The organism is Amycolatopsis viridis (assembly GCF_011758765.1).
Taxonomy (GTDB): Bacteria; Actinomycetota; Actinomycetes; order Mycobacteriales; family Pseudonocardiaceae; genus Amycolatopsis_E; species Amycolatopsis_E viridis.
On sequence record NZ_JAANOU010000001.1, the window covers coordinates 4,759,244 to 4,777,652 of the forward strand.

Annotated in this window: 19 protein-coding genes, 1 tRNA gene and 1 pseudogene; 13 read left to right on the forward strand and 8 right to left on the reverse strand. The window is 70.0% G+C overall.

The features are described from left to right. Nucleotides 1-59: 59 nt before the first annotated feature. Genes FHX46_RS23560 through FHX46_RS23575 form a run of 4 tightly spaced genes read left to right on the forward strand, consistent with a single transcriptional unit; the run spans nucleotide 60 to nucleotide 4,599 of the window. Nucleotides 60-1,670, forward strand: a complete 1,611-nt coding sequence (locus FHX46_RS23560) for a bifunctional 3-(3-hydroxy-phenyl)propionate/3-hydroxycinnamic acid hydroxylase (protein WP_243871331.1) — start codon at nucleotides 60-62, stop codon at nucleotides 1,668-1,670. Then, nucleotides 1,667-2,596, forward strand: coding sequence for a VOC family protein (locus tag FHX46_RS23565; protein ID WP_167119061.1), 930 nt, complete (start codon nucleotides 1,667-1,669; stop codon nucleotides 2,594-2,596). Before FHX46_RS23560 ends, FHX46_RS23565 begins: the two co-directional genes overlap by 4 nt. Next, complete coding sequence (locus tag FHX46_RS23570; RefSeq protein WP_167119064.1) at nucleotides 2,596-3,420, forward strand: alpha/beta fold hydrolase; 825 nt, start codon at nucleotides 2,596-2,598, stop codon at nucleotides 3,418-3,420. Before FHX46_RS23565 ends, FHX46_RS23570 begins: the two co-directional genes overlap by 1 nt. 48 nt (nucleotides 3,421-3,468) lie before the next feature. Then, nucleotides 3,469-4,599: an MBL fold metallo-hydrolase gene (locus tag FHX46_RS23575; protein WP_208400255.1), complete on the forward strand. Its 1,131-nt coding sequence runs from the start codon at nucleotides 3,469-3,471 to the stop codon at nucleotides 4,597-4,599. 647 nt (nucleotides 4,600-5,246) lie between these two features. Here FHX46_RS23575 and FHX46_RS23590 read toward each other — a convergent pair. The 3 genes from FHX46_RS23590 to FHX46_RS23600 form a co-directional block, all read right to left on the reverse strand. Next, entirely contained in the window at nucleotides 5,247-5,663 is a 417-nt protein-coding gene (locus FHX46_RS23590) for a carboxymuconolactone decarboxylase family protein (RefSeq protein WP_167119067.1), read from the reverse strand. Nucleotides 5,664-5,933: 270 nt separating this feature from the next. Beyond that, nucleotides 5,934-6,281, reverse strand: coding sequence for a hypothetical protein (locus FHX46_RS23595; protein ID WP_243871332.1), 348 nt, complete (start codon nucleotides 6,279-6,281; stop codon nucleotides 5,934-5,936). Nucleotides 6,282-6,699: 418 nt separating this feature from the next. Beyond that, the gene (locus FHX46_RS23600; protein ID WP_208400256.1) at nucleotides 6,700-7,869 is read right to left on the reverse strand and encodes an FAD-dependent monooxygenase; all 1,170 of its coding nucleotides are present in this window, start codon (nucleotides 7,867-7,869) and stop codon (nucleotides 6,700-6,702) included. A 77-nt stretch (nucleotides 7,870-7,946) separates the two neighbouring features. Between FHX46_RS23600 and FHX46_RS23605 the strand changes: the two genes are divergently transcribed. From FHX46_RS23605 to FHX46_RS23620, 4 genes are all read left to right on the forward strand, one after another. Further along, nucleotides 7,947-8,501, forward strand: coding sequence for a TetR/AcrR family transcriptional regulator (locus FHX46_RS23605; protein ID WP_167119071.1), 555 nt, complete (start codon nucleotides 7,947-7,949; stop codon nucleotides 8,499-8,501). 190 nt (nucleotides 8,502-8,691) lie between these two features. Next, the gene (locus FHX46_RS23610) at nucleotides 8,692-8,838 is read left to right on the forward strand and encodes a hypothetical protein (protein WP_167119074.1); all 147 of its coding nucleotides are present in this window, start codon (nucleotides 8,692-8,694) and stop codon (nucleotides 8,836-8,838) included. Then, nucleotides 8,835-9,335: a GNAT family N-acetyltransferase gene (locus FHX46_RS23615; protein WP_167119077.1), complete on the forward strand. Its 501-nt coding sequence runs from the start codon at nucleotides 8,835-8,837 to the stop codon at nucleotides 9,333-9,335. The genes FHX46_RS23610 and FHX46_RS23615 overlap by 4 nt, the downstream gene beginning before the upstream one ends. A 604-nt stretch (nucleotides 9,336-9,939) precedes the next feature. Further along, a complete protein-coding gene (locus FHX46_RS23620) occupies nucleotides 9,940-10,365 on the forward strand; it encodes an SRPBCC family protein (protein WP_167119080.1) in 426 nt (141 codons plus the stop codon). A gap of 74 nt (nucleotides 10,366-10,439) precedes the next feature. On the opposite strand, the pseudogene FHX46_RS28630 reads toward FHX46_RS23620, so the two are convergent. Continuing rightward, a pseudogene (locus FHX46_RS28630) lies at nucleotides 10,440-10,618 on the reverse strand (helix-turn-helix domain-containing protein); the annotation flags it as partial. 219 nt (nucleotides 10,619-10,837) lie between these two features. Here FHX46_RS28630 and FHX46_RS23630 point away from each other — a divergent pair. From FHX46_RS23630 to FHX46_RS23640, 3 genes are all read left to right on the forward strand, one after another. Beyond that, the gene (locus tag FHX46_RS23630; protein WP_167119083.1) at nucleotides 10,838-11,467 is read left to right on the forward strand and encodes a TetR/AcrR family transcriptional regulator; all 630 of its coding nucleotides are present in this window, start codon (nucleotides 10,838-10,840) and stop codon (nucleotides 11,465-11,467) included. Beyond that, on the forward strand, nucleotides 11,464-12,030 hold the full coding sequence (locus tag FHX46_RS23635) for an SRPBCC domain-containing protein (RefSeq protein WP_167119086.1): 567 nt from the start codon (nucleotides 11,464-11,466) through the stop codon (nucleotides 12,028-12,030). Before FHX46_RS23630 ends, FHX46_RS23635 begins: the two co-directional genes overlap by 4 nt. A 340-nt stretch (nucleotides 12,031-12,370) precedes the next feature. After that, nucleotides 12,371-12,823 carry a hypothetical protein gene (locus FHX46_RS23640; RefSeq protein WP_208400257.1) on the forward strand — a complete coding sequence of 151 codons (453 nt, stop codon included), beginning with the start codon at nucleotides 12,371-12,373 and terminating at the stop codon, nucleotides 12,821-12,823. A 252-nt stretch (nucleotides 12,824-13,075) separates the two neighbouring features. Here the strand turns inward: FHX46_RS23640 and FHX46_RS23645 are convergent. From FHX46_RS23645 to FHX46_RS23655, 3 genes are all read right to left on the reverse strand, one after another. Then, nucleotides 13,076-13,148 (reverse strand) — tRNA-Ala (locus FHX46_RS23645). A gap of 104 nt (nucleotides 13,149-13,252) precedes the next feature. After that, nucleotides 13,253-14,029, reverse strand: coding sequence for a DsbA family protein (locus tag FHX46_RS23650; RefSeq protein ID WP_167121632.1), 777 nt, complete (start codon nucleotides 14,027-14,029; stop codon nucleotides 13,253-13,255). A gap of 5 nt (nucleotides 14,030-14,034) precedes the next feature. Then, nucleotides 14,035-14,541, reverse strand: coding sequence for a MauE/DoxX family redox-associated membrane protein (locus FHX46_RS23655; RefSeq protein WP_167119089.1), 507 nt, complete (start codon nucleotides 14,539-14,541; stop codon nucleotides 14,035-14,037). A gap of 109 nt (nucleotides 14,542-14,650) precedes the next feature. On the opposite strand from FHX46_RS23655, the gene hrpB reads away from it, so the two are divergent. Both hrpB and FHX46_RS23665 read left to right on the forward strand, forming a co-directional pair. After that, nucleotides 14,651-17,014, forward strand: coding sequence for an ATP-dependent helicase HrpB (hrpB, locus tag FHX46_RS23660; protein WP_167119093.1), 2,364 nt, complete (start codon nucleotides 14,651-14,653; stop codon nucleotides 17,012-17,014). Between the two features lie 168 nt (nucleotides 17,015-17,182). Next, nucleotides 17,183-17,539 (forward strand): nuclear transport factor 2 family protein, encoded by a 357-nt coding sequence (locus tag FHX46_RS23665; RefSeq protein WP_167119096.1) that lies wholly within the window; start codon nucleotides 17,183-17,185, stop codon nucleotides 17,537-17,539. Nucleotides 17,540-17,573: 34 nt separating this feature from the next. On the opposite strand, the gene FHX46_RS23670 is transcribed toward FHX46_RS23665, so the two are convergent. Continuing rightward, nucleotides 17,574-18,353, reverse strand: a complete 780-nt coding sequence (locus FHX46_RS23670; RefSeq protein WP_167119099.1) for an ion transporter — start codon at nucleotides 18,351-18,353, stop codon at nucleotides 17,574-17,576. Nucleotides 18,354-18,409 lie beyond the last annotated feature (56 nt).

The window sequence follows — 18,409 nt, forward strand, 5'->3', positions numbered from 1 at the left end:
AATGTGATCGTAACCACTAATGAACCGAACGACCGGTACAAAACTGTGCGGAGCCTGCGATGACTGAGCACTACGACGCCGACGTCGCTCTCGTCGGCTACGGCCCGACGGGCCTGACCGCGGCGCTGACCCTGGCCGGCAAGGGCGCGCGGGTCGTCGCGTTCGAGCGGGACCCGGACATCTATCCGCGGGCGCGGGCGGTCACGATCAACGACTGGACGATGCGGATCCTCCAGGACCTCGGCGTCGACGACCGCGTCGAGCGCGTGGTCGAGCCGCAGCGAGCACTGCGCTGGGTGACCTACGACGGCCACGAGGTGATGCGGGTCGAGCATCCGCCGAGCACGCTCGGCACCCGCGGGAGCAAGCCGCGGTTCTACAACATCTACCAGCCGGCTCTGGAGGCCGAGCTGCGCCGCTGCGCCGACGAGCGGGACAACCTCACCGTGCGCTTCGGAGCCGAGGTCGTCGCCGTCGATCAGGACGCCGACGGCGTGACCGTCACCGCGCGCGATCGCGTCACCGGGGAGGAGACCACCGTCCGCACCCGGTACGCGATCGCGGCCGACGGCGGCTCGTCGCCGGTGCGCAAGCTGTGCGGAATCCCGATGCACGGCGACACGGGCAACACGCTGTGGATCGTCATCGACTGCCGGGTCAAGCGCTGGTGGCCGGATCGCGATTTCCTCACGTTCTGGACCGACCGGGAACGCCCGGTCGTCGACATCGCACTGTCAGCGGGCAACCACCGCTGGGAAATCCCGCTCAAGCCCACCGAGACCGAGGCGGACTTCCCGACCGACGCCGAGGTGTGGCCGCTGCTGCGCGCGCTGGGCGTGACCGGGGACGACGTCGAGATCCATCAGTACGCGTTCTACCGGCACCACGTGCGGATGGCCGAAACCTACCGGCAGGGCAGGGTTTTCCTCGCCGGCGACGCCGCGCACCTGATGCCGCCGTGGGCGGGCGCCGGCATGCAGACCGGGATGCGCGACGCGTACGACCTCGGCTGGAAGATCGCCGGCATCGTCCGCGGCGAGCTCGGCGAGGAGTGGCTCGACACCTACGAACCGGAGCGCCGTCCGTCGGCCGAGTTCTACACCCGGATCGCGGTCGCGCTGGGGCGGGTGATCAAGCAGGAGGCGACCCCGGCGGAGATCGAAGCGATGAACGCCGTCCCGCCGAACCTGGTCACCCCCTGGGAACCGCCGCTGAACGCACCGCCGACGCTCACCGCCGGCTGGCTGCGCGGCGAGACGGGGGACGCGTCTGTCGTCGGCCGGTACCTCCCGCAGCCGCTCGCCTGCGACGCCGTTGGCCGGATGGACCGGCTGGATGCCTTGCTGCCCGGCGGTTTCCTCCTCCTCGGCAACGACGTCGACCCGGCCACCCTGCTGACCCCCGAGGAAAAGGCGGGCTGGGACGCGCTCGGCGCGTCCTACGTCGCCGTCCGCCCGCGAACCGCCTACACCCGCGCAGCCACCGACCTCGTGGACCTCGAGGACGCGTTGCTGCCGTGGCTCGACCGGTACGGCGTCCAGGCGATCGCCGTACGCCCCGACAAGTTCGTCGCGGCGGCCGACAAGACCGGCCTCGCCGTGCCGGGCCGCCCCTCTGCCACCGCATCCCACCAAGCGGCTGCGCCGCACCGAAAGGAAGAAATCCGATGACCGGAGTGAAGGAGCTCGCCTACGTCGTCTACGAGGTCCGCGACCTCGCCGAATGGGAACGCTTCGCGGTGTCCCTGCTCGGCATGCAGCTGGGCGAGAAGACCGCCGACGGCCTCACCCTGCGCACCGACGACAAGGCGCACCGCTGGATCCTCACCGAAGGGCCCGCGGACGACCTGGTCCGCAGCGGCTACGAGGTGACGTCGGCCGCGGAGCTCGACGCCCTGGTCGCGCGGCTGCGCGACGCGGGGATCGAGACCGTGGAAGGCGGCGCCGAGCTGGCCGCGGCGCGGAAGGTCGAGCGGATCGTGCTCGTCACCGACCCGCTGGGCAACGAACTCGAACTGGTCACCGGCCTGGCCGACGCCGCGACACCGTTCCACAGCGATGTGCTGCTCGGCGGTTTCGTCACCGGAGCCGGCGGCGCGGGACACCAGGTGCTGCTGTCCAAGGGCGTCCCGCGCGAGACTTACCTGGCCTTCTACCAGGGGCTGCTCGGTTTCAAGCTCAGCGACATCATCGTCGAGGAGCTCGCGCCCGGCATCGTCGCCGATCTGGCCTTCCTGCACTGCAATCCCCGGCATCACACGGTCGCGTTCGGGGACATGCCGCACCCGAAGCGGACGCACCACTTCATGATCGAGGTCACCGACATCCGCGACGTCGGCCTGGCCTACGACCGGTGCCTCGATGCGAAGCAGCCGTTCGAGATGACCCTCGGGATGCACCCGAACGACCACATGTTCAGCTTCTACGTCCGCACGCCGTCCGGCTTCTCCGTGGAATACGGCTGGGGCGGTCTGCTGATCGACGACGAGACCTGGGAGGTGCGCACGCTCGACCAGCTGCACTGGTGGGGCCACCGCGCCCCGGAGGTGGTTTCGGAGCTGCTCGGCGCGGCCGTCGTTCCCGGGGGTGAGCGCTGATGGCTTCCCGGTACGTGCAGACGCGTGACTGGAAGATCCACTACCACGAAGCCGGCGAGGGGCACCCGCTCGTCCTGCTGCACGGTGGCGGCCCCGGTGCGACCGGCTGGAGCAACTACGCGCCGAACATCGATGCGCTGTCGCGGCGTTTCCGGGTGATCGCCCCGGACATGCCGGGCTGGGGCGACTCCGACGGCGCGGACTTCGGCACGCTCGATCACGTCGAGGCCGCCTGCCAGCTCCTGGACGCACTCGGCATCGGCAAGGCCGCGTTCGTCGGCAACTCGATGGGCGGGCACACCTCGTTGCGCCTTGCCGTCGAGCGTCCCGAGCGGGTCTCGCACCTCATCACGATGGGGCCGCCGATCCAGATGAAGCCGTTCCTGTTCGGCGCGGGCGGCGGGCCGACCGAGGGCCTGAAGATCATGTTCGAGACGTACTCCGACGCATCGCCGGAGGGCATGCGCCGGCTGGTCGAAATCATGGTCTACGACAAGGCCCGGTTTGCGACGCCCGAGCTGTGCCAGGAGCGTTCGGACGCGGCACTCGCACGGCCCGAGCACCTGCGTGCCGTCGCCGCCGCCGTGCCGAAGGCGCCGATCCCGATCTGGCTCGATCTCGCGGCGGTCTCCCGGATCACCGCGCCGTCGCTGCTGATCCACGGCCGCGACGACCGTGTGGTGTCGTTCGAATCGACGCTGTTCCTGGCGGCGAACATCCCGGACTCGCGGGCGGTCCTGATCAACCGGTGCGGGCACTGGGCCCAGCTGGAACACGCGGACGAATTCAACCGCCTGGTGACGGATTTCGTTCTGCACCACTGACACCAGCGCGCCCGGCTGGGCCGGCCGCTGTCGATCGAGGAGGATCACATGTGCATGTCGGGTCACGCCGGCGAGGACGCAGGTGAACGCGGCACGCTCGGCCGGCGCGGGCTGCTGACGGCGCTGGGCGGCGCGGGCCTGGCCCTGGGGCTGGCGGCCGCGAGCGGCGGACCGCTCGCGGCCGCCGCGCCGCCGGGTCCGGCCCCGCGAAAAGCGCACCTCGAGGTGGTGCTGCTCGGGACCCAGGCCGGACCACCGCCGAAACCGGACCGGGCCGGCATATCCACCGCCTTGCTGGTGGACGGGAGCATCTACCTGATCGACTGCGGGCGGTCCTCGCTGACCCAGTTCATGCGGGCCGGCCTCGACCTCACCGCGATCCGGTCGATCTTCCTGACCCACCTGCACATCGACCACATCGCCGACTACTACAACTACGTCGCGCTGGGCGGCGCGCCGGTCAGCGGCGGGCTCGGCAGCACCGGGCCGGTCGGCGTGTACGGGCCCGGTTCCGCGGGCGGGCTGCCGCCCAAATTCGGCGGCGGTACCGCGCCGGTGGTGTCACCGCCGGATCCGGTTCCGGGCACCCGCGCGCTGACCCAGCAGTGGACGAACGCTGTCGCCTACTCCAGCAACCTGTTCATCCGCGACTCCGGCATCACCGATCCGACCACCCTGCTCGACGTCCACGAGATCGCGCTGCCCGACGTGGGAGCGAGCTTCACCAACACCGCCCCGGCGATGCGGCCGTTCCCGGTGATGAGCGACGACAAGGTCAAAGTGACCGCCATCCTCGTGCCACACGGTCCGGTGTTCCCCTCGTTCGCGTTCCGCTTCGACACCGCCTACGGATCGGTGACGTTCTCCGGCGACACCACCCGCAGCCCCAACCTCCTCGCCCTCGCCGAGAACACCGACCTGCTCGTGCACGAAGCGATCAACCTGGAGGGCGCCCAGCTCCCGCCCGCGCTGCGGAACCACATGCTGGAGTCGCACGTCGAGGTCCAGTCGGTGGGCTCCATCGCCGAGGCCGCGCACGCCAAACGGCTGGTCCTCAGCCACCTGGTCGACTTCGCGCACGATTCGATCGACGTGCCCCGGTGGCGGCGCTGGGCGCAGAACGGCTACACCGGCCCGGTCGCGGTCGGCACCGACCTGCAGCGGATCGCCATCGGGTGACGCCGGCGGGACAACCGGTTGCCACGGCGAAGTGCGCTCAGCCGGTGATCGGGTACGGGTCGCAGCCCCCAGCCCGGCGTTGTCGTACGGTTGACAGGAAAACGTGGTGCAAGCGCGCCGTGCCCGGGCGTCACCTGCGCCCTGGGTGTCTCCGGCAACGGCCGGTTCCTGCCCCGCTTCCGCGCCGACCGCCGACACGGGAGTTGACGATGTGGCAGGGCACGGTGGTTCTCCAGCCCGGCCGGCTGGTTTATGCCGGTCAGCTGGGTGCCGCGCACCAGCACCGGCATGCCGCGGTGCAGCTGGTGATCGCCACGGCGGGGACAGTGTGGTTGCGCGACAAGTCCGGCGCCGAACGGGAGGGCCAGGTGGCGGTCATCCCGTCCGGCGCGCCGCACGAGATGCTCGGCGGTCCGGCAGGGCTGATCTCGGCATGGCCGCCAAACCCCACTACCCCACCGGCTACCTCGCCCATCTCGCCGAATCGTTCCGGCCCAGCGGGGCCTGCACGGCCAGGGAACCACGACGACGAGCGGCGACGGAACGCACGACCGGCCCGGTGTCGCACTGACGTGCGGTGGACAGCCGTTGCCCGTGCGGGTGAGATGGCCTGATCCGCGAGTGCACGGGTGGTCCAGTCCGCGGCCTCACCTCTCGTCGCCGTACACCGGCAGCAGGCCGCGTTCGCCGAACACCTTCTTCGCCACGAAGGTCGCGTTCACCGCCTTCGGGAATCCGCAGTACACCGACGAGTGCAGCAGCGCCTCCACGATCTCCACCGGCGTCAGCCCCACGTTCAGCGCGGCGTTGATGTGCACGTCCAACTGCGCCTCACACCCGCCGAGCGCGGTCAGCATGCCCAGCGTGACCAACTGGCGGTCCCGCGGCGACAGTTCCTGTCGCGAATAGACTTCCCCGAAGCCCCACGCCACCACGTGATGGCCCAGCTCCGGCGAAATCGCGGCGAGTGAGTCGATAACCCGTTGGCCTGCCTCGCCATCCACCTCGTCCAGCACCTGCATACCGCGCTCGAACCGGTCCTGCCTGGTCTCTGCCTTCGTCATGCCGCAGACGCTAGTTGCTGGTGCGCGCTCCAGGGCAACACCGGAACCTCGCGGGTGAGGTCTTGGGTGACACGGAGGCGGACGTCGCGTCGTCTGCTCGCCCAGAACCCCAACCAGCTCGCTGGATCGCACCGCGGGTGGGCCCGTGCCACACTCCGGGCGGACCCCTGTCATGGTCGTCTACAGTGGATCAGACTGGCTTCCCCGCAACCTGACCCATTGCCGTGGTCGGGACCCTCGCGCGGATGTGGGTGCCGCGCTGCTCAGCACCTACCGTGGGCGGTTGAACCAGGCGCTGGCCTGTGTGGTGACCATCAATGCCAGGATGACGCCGCCACAGGCGAGCCCGATGACCGGCCCGCCCGTGAAGATGGGGCCGAAGCCGTCCCCGAGGCCCAGGCTGCCCAGGCAGGCCACGATCATCAGCGAGGCGTACACGATCGTGGTGACCCGGACACCTCCGCCGCGAGTGGCGAACTTCGTCCCCAGGACGATCGACAGCGCACCCAGGCCCAGCAGCACACTGACGATCGCGACGGCATCGGCGATGCTGCCGCCGTCGTTCGCAATGATGCCGGCCAAAAGACCAGCGACGAGCACACCGACGGTGAGCTGCATGCCACCCATGACGAACAGAAGTACCCGCACCCCCCTCATCAGTCCGGGCATATCCACGCCCGACGAGTCCCCGGAGAGCCGTAGGAGCTGTTCGGGGCACCAGATCTCATGGGGGCGTCTCCTCCGTCAGACGTCCGGGACGGGCGCAGTGTACGACGGAGGCAGGGGTCAGGGTGGTGCAGTCCTCAGCAGCCCGTCCCCCCGGTACTGCCCGCTACTCACCGCCCGTCACCCTGGTTAGCATGGCCCCGACGCCGGCGCCGAGAACGAGGGCTGTCAAGGTGTCCGAAGGGATCTGTCTCACCGCGCGGTGTCGCTGGGCAGGAGGTGCCCCGGCTCCGCTGCCCGTCCGGTCCGGGAAGAAGTCGACGGACTGTGGTTCTCCGTGACCGGTTCCAGTGGCACCCTCCTCGAATGATCAGACGCCAGGGGTGTACTCGGGGAGGGTGGGCGCCTGCGTCCGGTAGCGCCGCTCGACCGCAGCCGCCGCGCGCAGCAGCGGCAGCCGGGCGACCGCGTTGCGCACGGCGATGCCAGTCCGCGTTCCGGGCACCATGAGGCGCACGTTCGGCCCGATCTGTTGCCGCTTCAGGACTAGTGCGCGATGGCTGTCCTGATAGCGCGGGAAGGCGATCCGATGGTCGCCGGACGCGGCGACCAGTTCCCCGGCGAGCCGGTACGCCCCGACGAGGGCCAGTTCGGCGCCGGCTCCGGAGGCGGGGGAGGCACACCACGCGGCGTCGCCGACGAGGGTCACTCGCCCGGCCGACCAGGAGTCCATGCGCACTTGACTGACGGCGTCGAAGTAGAAGTCGGGATCGCCGAGCGCCGCCGCGAGCAGTTCCTGGACACGCCAGCCGGTCTCGTGCGCGAACGCGGCGTGGACCAGCCGCTTGTGCGCGGCTACGTCGCGGTGGTCGTAGGCGATGGGCGCGGAACGGAAGATGAAGTATGCCTTGGCCTGGAGGTGGTTGCCCGAGCGGTAGAGGCCCGCCATGTGGCCCGGCCGGTTGAACATGGTGACGCACCGGTCCTCACCCAGCGACGCGTCGGCGTTCGCGAACGCGAAGTAGTGGCCGCCGTGCGTGACGTGGTCGGCCTCCGGGCCGAACGCCAGTCGCCGCACCGTGGAGTGCAGGCCGTCCGCTCCGATCACCAGGTCGAACCGCCGGTCGGGCCCGTGCTCGAAGGCGACGGTCACGCCGTCGGCGTCCTGCGTCAGATCCCGCACACCGTCGCCGAAGACATACTCGACGCCTTCGGTGACATCGCGCAGCAGCGCGACAAGATCGCCTCGCATGATCTCGGGCTCGGTCGCGCCCGCGACATCCAGCCGTGCGACGGCGCGGTTGCGGGCGTCGACGAACTTCATGCTGCGCACGTCTGCGGCGGCCGCACGGATCCGCGTCAGGATGCCCATCCGGTCCACGACGTCGATCGCCTGTTCCCGGACGTCCACGCCGTTGCCGCCGGGCCGCGGGCCGGGCGCGCGTTCGACGACCGTCGGCCGGAAACCGTGCCGCGCCAGCCAGTACGCGGTAGTCAGGCCGCCGATGCCGGCCCCGGCGATGAGGATCTGCGCGTTCATGATGGGTCCCTTCCTGTATCTTAACTGAAGTGCACGTTCCAGATAATGATGTGGAAGAAGCGTTCCAGATGTCAAATGTGCCTGCTCATGGACGCCGAGCGGACGCCGTCCGCAACCGGCAGATCGCCCTCGATGCGGCCACCGCGTTACTCGGCGAACCCGGAACGGCGCTGACGGTCGAGGCCATCGCCAAACGCGCTGGACTCGGCGCGGCCACGGTCGTGCGCGCCTTCGGCGGAAAGGACGCCCTGCTCGACGCTGCCGTCGCGGAGCTGCTGCGGCCCGTGGTGCAGCGGGCCAAGGACCTGTCCGGCGCGTCTCAACCCGATCGCGCGTTGCGGACGTTCTTAGCCGAGCTGATGGACTTCCAGTCGGCGTACCACGGGATCAGCACCGAGCTGCGCGGCCTGAACGTGCCCGCGACAACGGCGCTGCGCGCGGAGCTGGAAGGCGTGGTGCGCGCGATGGTCGCCAGGGCGCAGCGCGCCGGGGTGATCCGCACGGACCTGGAGCCGGACGTGCTGACCGATCTCATCGGACAGACGGCGTTCGCGATCGCGCGCTTCGACGGCGATCTGGCCGGCGCCTACCTCACCGTTCTGATGGACGGCCTGTGCCCGTCCACGCGTTGATCATGTGCCCGCCACCGATCGGTTCGCCGAGCTCCGGGGTTGAAGAAGATCGGTACCCCAATCGTAAGCCGAGTACGCCGTTCCACATCGATGACAACGGAACACGGCTATCCGGTGACATAGCCACCACCTTGCAGCTCAGCAGCTTCGCGCGCGACTCACTCTGGGCGAGCCGACCGCGGTGGAACGGATGACGGAACGCGCGATCGAAATCGCCACCACACACGCCACCGCAGCCACCGAAGCCCGGCGCGCAGCGATGCCGGCTGTGTTCCGCACCTCCGCCGAGCACGAGCTGGCGTTCTTCCGCGCACCAACTGAAGCGAGCAGCTCATGAACAACCGTGAGCGGCACAACGCGTCGTCCGGGAAATGGCCGATCAAAAAGGATTGCGCGACGGGGCCGGTCTGCGATGCTGGCCCGGTGAGCGAAGCGATCTCCTACGCCTGGCGGGACCCCATCACCGACGACGAAATGGTCGATCTCGTCCGATCGCACGGCGGCAACGCCGTGGCCGGCTGGTGGAGCCGGATCCAGCAGCACAGCCTGGGCTGGGTGGGCGCCCGTGATGGCGAAGGGCTCCTGGTCGGCTTCGTGAACGTGGCCTGGGACGGTGGCGACCACGCGTTCCTGATCGACACGAAGACCCGCGGCTCGCACCAGCACCGCGGGATCGGAACGGCGGTCGTCCGGCTGGCGGCGGCGCAGGCACGTGCGGCGGGCTGTGAGTGGCTGCACGTCGACTTCGAGCCGGAACTGCGACGCTTCTACTTCGACGCGTGCGGCTTCCGCACCACTGATGCCGGGCTGATCCACCTGGTGGCAGGGCGCTGACCGGGCGATACCCCACCCGGTAGTAGCGAGTTGAATTCCGAGCCACAAGCGACATGATCGACACCGCCGACCTGAAGCGGGATGGCATCGTCGCGACTTCCGTCGACGTCGCCCTCGCCAAGTACAACCATTCCCATAACCCCACGAGCATCTGGTCGACCTGGCCACGGCATGAGAAGGCTTCGGTGCCGAGAACACCGCGCGATGTCGCTGCGACAGGAGGTGCCCCGGCTCCGCTGCCCGTCCGGTCAGGGAAGAAGTCGACGGACTGTGGTTCTCTGTGATCGGTTCCAGTGGCGCCCTCCTCAACTGATCAGACGCCAGGGGCGTACTCGGGGAGGGTGGGCGCTTGCGTCCGGTAGCGCGGCTCGACCGCAGCCGCCGCGCGCTTCCCGCCCCCAAACCCCTTAATTCAGGACGCTCCTAGTACGGCAGCCGCAGTTTGGCGATCTCGGCTGGTCAGGGTTGCGAGTGTCCCTGTTGATCAGTGGGCAACCGGCTCGCGATGATTCCACCTGCACGTCGAAGCGGGTGGCCGCCGATCGACACCGACCCCGAAAACCCCGGCCGAACCGATTCGCGCAGGTCGGAGCATGATGGATGCGTGATCGCGTTGCGGGTGTCCGGTGAACTGGCGTGCTCGGCCGAACGGGCCTGGGCACTGGTGGCCGACTACGGCCAGGACCCGCGCTGGCGGGCCGGGGTGACCACGATGAACCCACAGCCGCCGGGGATCGTGACGCCGGGCACCACGACCGAAGAGGTGCTCCGGTTCGGTGGCCGCACCTACCGCAGCGGCGGGCTGGTGACCTCGGTCGACCCGGGCCGGGAGTTCTCCTGGCGCACCACCTCGGGCCTGCGGGCCTCGGGCGGGCGCATCCTCGAACCGCTCGACGACCGACGAACCCGCCTGACGCTGCACGCCCAGGTCCGACCACCGGGCATCCTGCGCCTGTTCGAACCCGTTCTCACGCCGCTGTTGCGTCGCCAGCTGCTGGCCGACATCGGGCGCCTCACCCGTCTGGTCTGACCGCTCTACCACCGGGTCCGTGCGAGCAGCGGGTGTCTGTTGGCGGGCGGGCGGTCCAGCCCGATGGGGCGCCGAAGGCCCGCCTGGACGTACAGCTCCTCGGCGGAAATCCGCAATCCCTTGGCGATCTGCTGAAGAATCTCCGCGCTCGGCTTCCGGACAGACAACTGCTGCAGCGAGATCTTGGCGGTACTCCCCTGCTGCTTGATATGGGCGCCGATGCCCTTCCGAGATCGGCGACGCGGCGATCGATCCTTGACCTGTGGTTAGTTCGCGTCGGGCGCCGGTCCGGCCATCCGCTCACCTCCTCTCGACACCATCGACGGCATGCGCGCGTGCTAGCTATTGCAAGCGAAGCGCTTGCACCCCGGCCGCGAGGCCGGTTCCATTTCGATACGGCTGTTGCGTAATTAGCGCCGAGCGAGCTAACCTTCGGGCATTACGAAACAGCAGTAGCGGAAAGGGGGGTGACGTGGTCGAGGAGAAGCGTCGCGGACGGCCGAGGGACGAGCAGGTGGACGGCCGAATTCTGGACGCCGCCCTGGAACTGGTGCTGGCCGAGGGCTATGACCGGTTCTCACCCGACGGTGTCGCGGCGAAGGCCGGGGTCGCCAAGACCACGCTGTACCGACGCTGGCCTACCAAGGATCACCTGATCCTCGCCGTGGTCACCAGGATGCAGAACGAGGTCGAGGTGACTGACACCGGAGACCTCCCCCGCGACCTGACCCGCTATCTCGACGAGATCGCCGCCGGGCTGAATCGGATGCGCAAGGCCGGTCGCCCGCAACTGGCCGGCGACCAGTCCGCAGGGCTGATCGCCGAGATCGCCGCGGCCGCGGCACGGCACGCGGACATCGGCGCGGTGGTGCGTCAGATGTTCGCCCTGCGCAACAAGGTTCCGATCGGCCTGCTGGCCAGAGCGAGGGAGCGCGGCGACCTGCCAGAAGACGTCGACCCCGAAGTGCTGTTCGAACAACTCGCCGGCGCGCTCTACTACCGCGTGCTGATCACCGGAAGCCCCATCGGCCCCGCGTATGTACAACGCCTTGTCACCACCGCACTCAGCGCTACCCCCGCAGCGAACAGGAGAAAGTCATGACCGTCATCGACAGCATCGAAACCGCCCCACGTAAGCGGAAAGGGCGCCGTATCGCGATCATCGCGGGCACCGTGCTGGTGATCATCGCCGGCTACCTCACCTGGAGCAACCTGCGTCGAGACACGCTCACCACCTCGGTGGAAATCCCGGCGAGCGCGGATCGGGTGTGGCAGGTGCTCACCGACTTCGGCGCCTATCCAGAGTGGAACCCGTTCATCGTGTCGGCGGAGGTGACCTCGCCTGGCGGGCTCGCCAAGGATGCCGAGCTGCGCATTGTCCTGCGGGACGCGAGCGGCGACACCACGTTCAACCCCACCGTGCTTGCCGCCGTACCCGGCAAGGAACTGCGTTGGATCGGCAAGGTCCCGCCCGGCCTGATCTTCGACGGCGAGCACAGTTTCGAACTGCAGCCGCTCGGTCCCGGCCGCACCCGGCTGGTGCAGCACGAGCGATTCACCGGCGCGCTGGTCCCGTTCATGGCAGGAACCCTGCGAGCGAACACCCTTCCGCAGTTCGAGGCGATGAACCGGGCACTCGCTCAGCGCGCGAGCACAGGCTCGTAGCGTCAGCGGAGGTGGAGCAGGATCCACTCTCGGACCCGGTCGGCGACCTCTCCGACCGGGATTCCAGTGGTGTCGAGCAGAGTCACCGGCGTGGTCATGGCCGCCGCGCCTGCGCGCAGCCACTCGGTCCACTCAACGGTCTTGCCCGTTCTGCCCGATCATCGCGGCCATCCGCAGCCAGGCCGCGCGAAACGCGGGATGACCGTCGATGTCATCCCACGTCACCATCACGCTTTCCTCCCTTAGCGGAGGACTGTTCCGGACAGTTGAAGGACGGTGCCAAGAAAGTTGACGACGGCGCCGGGAACTCGCCTCCCAGCTGGGCAAGGGCCGTGACCAGGTGCCCAGCTACACCGATGCCGAACGAGCGCACCTCAAGACCGTCGCCGCGGATCCCAGTGCCGCCACGACCGACGGCACGCCGACCGGCACTTTTGCCCTCACGCTGTTCGCCGCGCTCGCCCTCTGGGCGCTGGCCCTGGCCACCTACATCGTCACCCGGGCCGTGCTGATCGCGCTGCTGGCCGCGTCGGCGTTCGTCGCGCCCAACCAGGCCGCCACGGCGAACTTCGGCCACGCCGGCCGGATAGCCTCGCTGGCCGTGCTGGTCCTGACGGGCGCGACGGGCGTCGTCTCGACGCTTTCCGGCCCGCTGTACGCCCTCGCGGACCACCTTCGACCCACGGTGCCGTCTTGGCGCTGCGTGCGGCGGCCGCCGACGGCACCGGCCTCACGACGGGGTCGCCCAGCTCGCCGCGTGGCTGGTGGTCGGGCACCATCGCCTCGATCCTGATCACCGATCGCCGCCGCTACCTGTCCGCCAAGAGCATCCGGCCTCGCCAAGTACACCCGCTCGCGACCGTCTGACCGAGAGGGGACCGCTCCGATGAGCCGTGCCGCACCCGGCGCATCGACTGGCGTCGCAGCACAGTCCGGACAGTTGACCTGGCCCTCGCCGTTGACAACAACCCCGGTCAGGCACGAAAGAATTGCACTACACAACGAAACCGATCCAATTCGGCTTCGCGTGTCCAAAAGTGTTCTGTGGAGCTAAGGGGACTCGAACCCCTGACCCCCACACTGCCAGTGTGGTGCGCTACCAGCTGCGCCATAGCCCCGGAGCGAAGGTGAACTCCGCATCTCGTCTGCGACTACTGTACATGACCCCGCTGCGGCCGTTGCGCGGGGGGTCGGTGTGACGGCCGGCCCCCCGCGGCGCGCGTCAGCCGGCCTGGTTGATCAGGTTCGTCAGCCAGTCGTTCTGGGTCCAGTTGACGACCGTGCCGTTGTGCATGACCGTCGGCGTGCCCTGGAAGGCCGGGTTCTTGGAGACCTCGGTGAGGGCGTCCTGGAGCTGCTGGTTGTACGTACCGGCGTTCACGCACCCCGCGAACCCGGGCGCGGTGACGCCCAGGTCCTGGCCGAGTTTGATCAGCTGCGCGTTGTCGTAGCCGCGCTTGCCCTCGGCGGGCTGGGAAGCGAACAGGCTGTCGTGGTACGGGGTGAACTTGCCCTGGTCGGCCGCGCACAGGGCGGCGTTGGCCGACGCCAGCGAGTAGCCCGGCGGGTCCGACCGGTTGTTCAGCAGCGGGATCATGTGGTACGTGACCTGCACGTTCCCCGCCTGGATCTGGTCCTCGATCTGCTTGCCGTACTGCTGCTGCAACCGCGCGCAGTAGGGGCACAGGAAATCGGCCCAGATGTCGAGCTTCACCTTGGCCTCGGGCTTGCCCGAGACCACCGTGGCGCCCTGACGTTCACCCGGGCTGTCCAGCGCGGCCGACGCGGTCTGCGGCGCGATGGTCGTGCCCTCGGTGGCGTTCTTCGACTTGTTCGTCCAGATCACACCGCCGATTACCACGGCGGCGAGCACCACCACGGCGACCACCGACACGATCGTCTTCCGGCTGGGGCCACCACCGCGGGCCTGGGTCACCGCCCTGGCCGCCGGGGACTGCTGCTGGCGGCGCTTGCGCGCGGACCGTTCCGCTCCACCCACGTTCTTCAAATCCTCTCTTTCTCCGTCTCGGCCCGCGGCTCCCCGCCGCGCAGCCAGCGATCCAGCGCAACCCGGGTGGCCGGGCGCACGATCAGCCAGCAGGCCAGGACCAGAAAGCCCACGTCACGCGCGATCTCCTCGGGGTACCGGGTGTGTCCCGCCTCGACCTGACCGCCACCGCCGAAGCAACCGCAGTCGATGGTCAGCCCCCGCGCCCAGGACTGCGCGACCCCGGCGATGAACACCAGCAGCAGCAGGGCCGAGACGACGCCCACCCAGCGGGTGAGCAGCCCGAGCAGCAGGAAGGCGCCCAGCGCCAGCTCCAGTAGCGGCAGCCCCGTCGCGACCGGGTGCAGCAACGCGTCGGGCAGCACCTCGTACGCCTTGACCGCCAGGTACGTCTGGCCGGAGTCGCTGATCTTGGCGACCCCGGAGACGAGCCACACGGCGGCCAGACCGAGTCGCACGAGCGTGCCGACGATGTCGAGCACTGGGGGGGACGGGCGGGACACGGGCCCAGGCTAGCGGCCCGCCCTGAGAAACCTGTGAGTTCCGGCCGTGCCCGGCCGATGCCATACGTCCGGGTGACCGGCGCCGCGGTCGTCTACCGTGACTCTCGCCATGAACCTGCCCGACCTCCCCGTGCGCGCCGTCCTCGACGACGTCGCCGGTGCCCTGGCCGCGCACGGCACCGCGGTGCTGGTCGCGCCGCCCGGGACCGGCAAGACGACCCTCGTCCCGCTGGACCTGATGTCACGCACCGAGGGCCGGGTCGTCGTGGCCGAGCCGCGGCGCCTCGCCGCGCGGGCCGCGGCCGTGCGCATGGCGGCGCTGCTCGGGGAACCGGTCGGCGAGACCGTCGGCTACTCCGTGCGGGGCGACCGGAAGGTGTCGCAGCGCACGCGCGTCGAAGTGGTCACCTCGGGCCTGCTGGTCCGCCGCGTGCAGAACGATCCGGAGCTGCCCGGCGTCGCGGCCGTGCTGCTCGACGAGTGCCACGAACGGCACCTGGACGCCGACCTGCTGCTCGCGCTCCTGCTCGACGTGCGCGGTGGGCTCCGCGACGACCTGCGCTTGCTGGCCACCTCGGCCACGGTGGCGTCGGGCCGGCTCGCGGACCTGCTCGGCGGTGCTCCCGTAGTGACCGCGCAGGCCCGGACGTTCCCGGTCGACACGATCCACGTCCCGCCCGCCCGCGGCGAACGGATCGAGGCGTGCGTGGCGCGGGCGATCCACCGGGCTCTGGCCGACGGGGACGGGGACGTCCTCGCCTTCCTGCCCGGTGCCGGCGAGATCGCCCGCGTCGGCGCCATGCTCGACCTCCCCGAGGTGGACGTCCTGCCGTTGCACGGCCGCCTTGCACCCGGGAAGCAGGACGCGGCGCTGCGCCCGGGGCAGCGCCGCCGGGTGGTGCTCGCGACCGCGGTGGCCGAGTCGAGCCTGACCGTTCCCGGCGTCCGGGCGGTCGTCGATTCGGGACAGGCCCGGGTGCCGCGCGTGGACCACCGCCGCGGGTTGCCGGGCCTGGCGACCGTGCGGGTTTCGGCCGCCGTGGCCGAGCAACGCGCCGGCCGGGCCGGCCGTGAGGCGCCGGGGCGGGCGTACCGCTGCTGGTCGCAGCACGAGCAGGCGAGCCTGCCCGCCTATCCGGAGCCGGAGATCCGCACCGCCGAGCTGGCGCGGCTCGCACTGGAGCTGGCCTGCTGGTCGACGCCGGACGGCGCGGGCCTGTCCTGGTGGGACCCGCCGCCGGAGGGACCGCTCGCCGCGGGCCAGGCGCTGCTCCGCACGCTGGGCGCGCTGGACGGCGGCACCGTGACCTCCCGCGGGCGCCGCATGGCCGAGCTCGGCCTGCACCCCCGCCTCGCGCGCGCGTTGCTCGACGGGGCCGCCGAGGTCGGAGCCCGGCACGCAGCCGAAGTAGTGGCCCTGATGGACGCCGGTGGCACGGCCACGGATGTGGAGACCGAGCTGCGCCGCCTCCGCGACGACCGTGGCGCGCGCTGGCATGCCGAGGTCCGCCGGTTGGCGCGGCTGGTGCCGGGCGGGCCGGATGCGCCCGATCCGGCGCTGGTGGTCGCGCTGGCTCATCCCGAGCGGCTGGCCCGGCGACGGGCGCCGGACTCGCCGGTCTACCTGATGGCGGGTGGCACCGCCGCGGAGCTGCCGGCCGGCAGCGGTCTCGGCGACGCAGAGTGGCTGGCGGTGGCCGAAGCCACCCGTGACCCCGGCCGGGCCCACGGCGTCATCCGGCTCGCCGCGCGGGCGGACGAGGAGCTGGCCGTGCGGGCGGCACCGAACCTGGTCTCCGAGCACGACGACGTGTCCTGGAACGGGGACGTGGTCGCCCGGCGGGTGCGGCGGCTGGGCGCGATCGTCCTGCGGGACCGGCCGTTGCGGGACCCGGACCCGGCGCGGGTTCGCGAGGCGTTGCTGACCGGGCTCCGGACCGGAGATGTGCTCACCTGGACCGCGGAGGCGGACCGGTTGCGCGCCCGGCTCGCCTTCCTGCACGGAGTCCTCGGCGGCCCCTGGCCCGCGGTGGACGACGAGGCGCTGTGGTCGAGAGTCGACGAATGGCTGGAGCCCGAGTTGTCTCGCGCTCGCCGCCGCGCCGACCTCGCTCGCGTGGACACGGCAGCCGCATTGCGTCGGCTGCTGCCGTGGCCGGAGGCGGGACGGCTGGACGAGCTGGCACCGGACCGGATCGAAGTTCCCTCGGGTGGCCGGTTCCGGGTGGACTACTCGACCGGACGCCCGGTGCTCGCGGTGAAGCTACAGCTCGCCTTCGGGTGGCGGGAGACCCCGAAGGTCGCCGGGGGTCGTGTTCCGGTTCTGCTGCACCTGCTCTCCCCGGCCGGCCGGCCGGCGGCGGTCACCAGTGACCTGGAATCCTTCTGGGTGAACGGTTATCCCGCGGTGCGGGCCGAACTGCGCGGCCGGTATCCCAAGCACGCCTGGCCCGCGGATCCACAGGTGCCATGAGATCGCCCGCTTGGTACGACCTGAGCGTGGTGGCGGCGACCACGCCGCCGGTACAGCCGGATATTGCGGTCGTCGTGTCCGCGTGAGGCGTGCCAGGCCGCATCGACCACGGTCCAGCAGGCGGGAATGAGGTTGCCGGCCGCCAAGACAACCGGACATACTCTGGGTATGAACGCCCGAGCCCACGCCGACGCTTGGCTGGACGCGTGGAAGGCGCGCGACCTCGATGCCATCATGGCTTGCTACGCCGATGATGTGGACTTCGCCGCCCCCACGGTGATACGTCGGTGGGGCAGGTCCGATGGCCGGCTGCATGGCAAGTCCGAACTTCGCCGGCATTTCGAACTCGGGTTGGAACTGGCCCCGGGCCTGACCTTCACCGAGGAAGCACTGCTGACCAGCCCGGGCGGCTACGCACTGCTCTACCGGCGCGAGAACGGCAACCGCGCGCTCGACGTCGTCGAGCTCGACCAGGACGGCCACGCGGCCCGGGTGCGCGCCTTCTACGAGAATCTCCAGCAGTAACTCCGCGGCTGATCCCTGCCTGGCGAGCGCATCGTCAGCTGCTGTAGGAGCGCTGTGGGCGAGCGGGCAGGTCGCGCTCGAGTTCTTCGTCCTCCTCCTCGTGCAGGCCGAGCACGACCGCCCGCCGGATCTGCTCGCGGTTCTCCCGGACGACGTGCGCGAAGAACTCTTCGGTGCGCGGGTCGGTCAGCACCTCGAGGATGACGCGCATCGTGGTGTCCACAAGGGACTGGAGGACCTCGTCGTGGAACGGCAGCCGGGACAGCCGCCCTGCCTGCGGGTCCGTCTTGATCTTTTCCGTGATGATGGCCCGCAACGTCTCGCGGTTTTCGCCCAGCGAACGGGCTAGGTTCTCCGGGTAGTTGCCCGTTTCGATGACCTTGACCACCTCGTCGAGCACCGCGACGGTGATCGGTTTCTTGATCGCCAGCACGATGGGCCGGGACATCCGCTCGACCAGCCGCTGGGTGAACAGTTCGCCGAACGCCCGGTCCGCGGTGCGCGCCAGCCGCACGATCACCATGACGATCCGCAACAGCCGGAAGCTGCGCAGAGCGGGGTGTGCGATCGGGATCATGCCGAGGATCTCGTACCAGTTGCGCAGCGGAAACCGCTTGTCCCAGCCAACGCGCGACCACCGCCACAGGAACTCCGCCAGGAACACGCCGCAGATGGAGGTGTCGATGACGAAGATGTGGTGCGCCGTTTCGGGTGTGTGCGGGAAGAACGTCACGTAGACGACCAGGCCGACGGAAACGACGGCCAGTGTCAGCATGGCCACGTCGAGGGCGCTCACCCTGCGCCGAGCAATCATGCGCCGCATTCTGCCCTGCCGAAGGTGCCGGGGAACGGATGCCCTTCGGCCGATGC

Excerpts from the sequence above, each read along its gene's own strand:
- FHX46_RS23560 (WP_243871331.1), top strand. The coding sequence starts at position 60 with ATGACTGAGCACTACGACGCCGACGTCGCTCTCGTCGGCTACGGCCCG.
- FHX46_RS23565 (WP_167119061.1), top strand. The coding sequence starts at position 1,667 with ATGACCGGAGTGAAGGAGCTCGCCTACGTCGTCTACGAGGTCCGCGAC.
- FHX46_RS23570 (WP_167119064.1), top strand. The coding sequence starts at position 2,596 with ATGGCTTCCCGGTACGTGCAGACGCGTGACTGGAAGATCCACTACCAC.
- FHX46_RS23575 (WP_208400255.1), top strand. The coding sequence starts at position 3,469 with ATGTGCATGTCGGGTCACGCCGGCGAGGACGCAGGTGAACGCGGCACG.
- FHX46_RS23590 (WP_167119067.1), bottom strand. The coding sequence starts at position 5,663 with ATGACGAAGGCAGAGACCAGGCAGGACCGGTTCGAGCGCGGTATGCAG.
- FHX46_RS23595 (WP_243871332.1), bottom strand. The coding sequence starts at position 6,281 with ATGCAGCTCACCGTCGGTGTGCTCGTCGCTGGTCTTTTGGCCGGCATC.
- FHX46_RS23600 (WP_208400256.1), bottom strand. The coding sequence starts at position 7,869 with ATGAACGCGCAGATCCTCATCGCCGGGGCCGGCATCGGCGGCCTGACT.
- FHX46_RS23610 (WP_167119074.1), top strand. The coding sequence starts at position 8,692 with ATGACGGAACGCGCGATCGAAATCGCCACCACACACGCCACCGCAGCC.
- FHX46_RS23615 (WP_167119077.1), top strand. The coding sequence starts at position 8,835 with ATGAACAACCGTGAGCGGCACAACGCGTCGTCCGGGAAATGGCCGATC.
- FHX46_RS23635 (WP_167119086.1), top strand. The coding sequence starts at position 11,464 with ATGACCGTCATCGACAGCATCGAAACCGCCCCACGTAAGCGGAAAGGG.
- hrpB (WP_167119093.1), top strand. The coding sequence starts at position 14,651 with ATGAACCTGCCCGACCTCCCCGTGCGCGCCGTCCTCGACGACGTCGCC.
- FHX46_RS23665 (WP_167119096.1), top strand. The coding sequence starts at position 17,183 with ATGAACGCCCGAGCCCACGCCGACGCTTGGCTGGACGCGTGGAAGGCG.
- FHX46_RS23670 (WP_167119099.1), bottom strand. The coding sequence starts at position 18,353 with ATGATTGCTCGGCGCAGGGTGAGCGCCCTCGACGTGGCCATGCTGACA.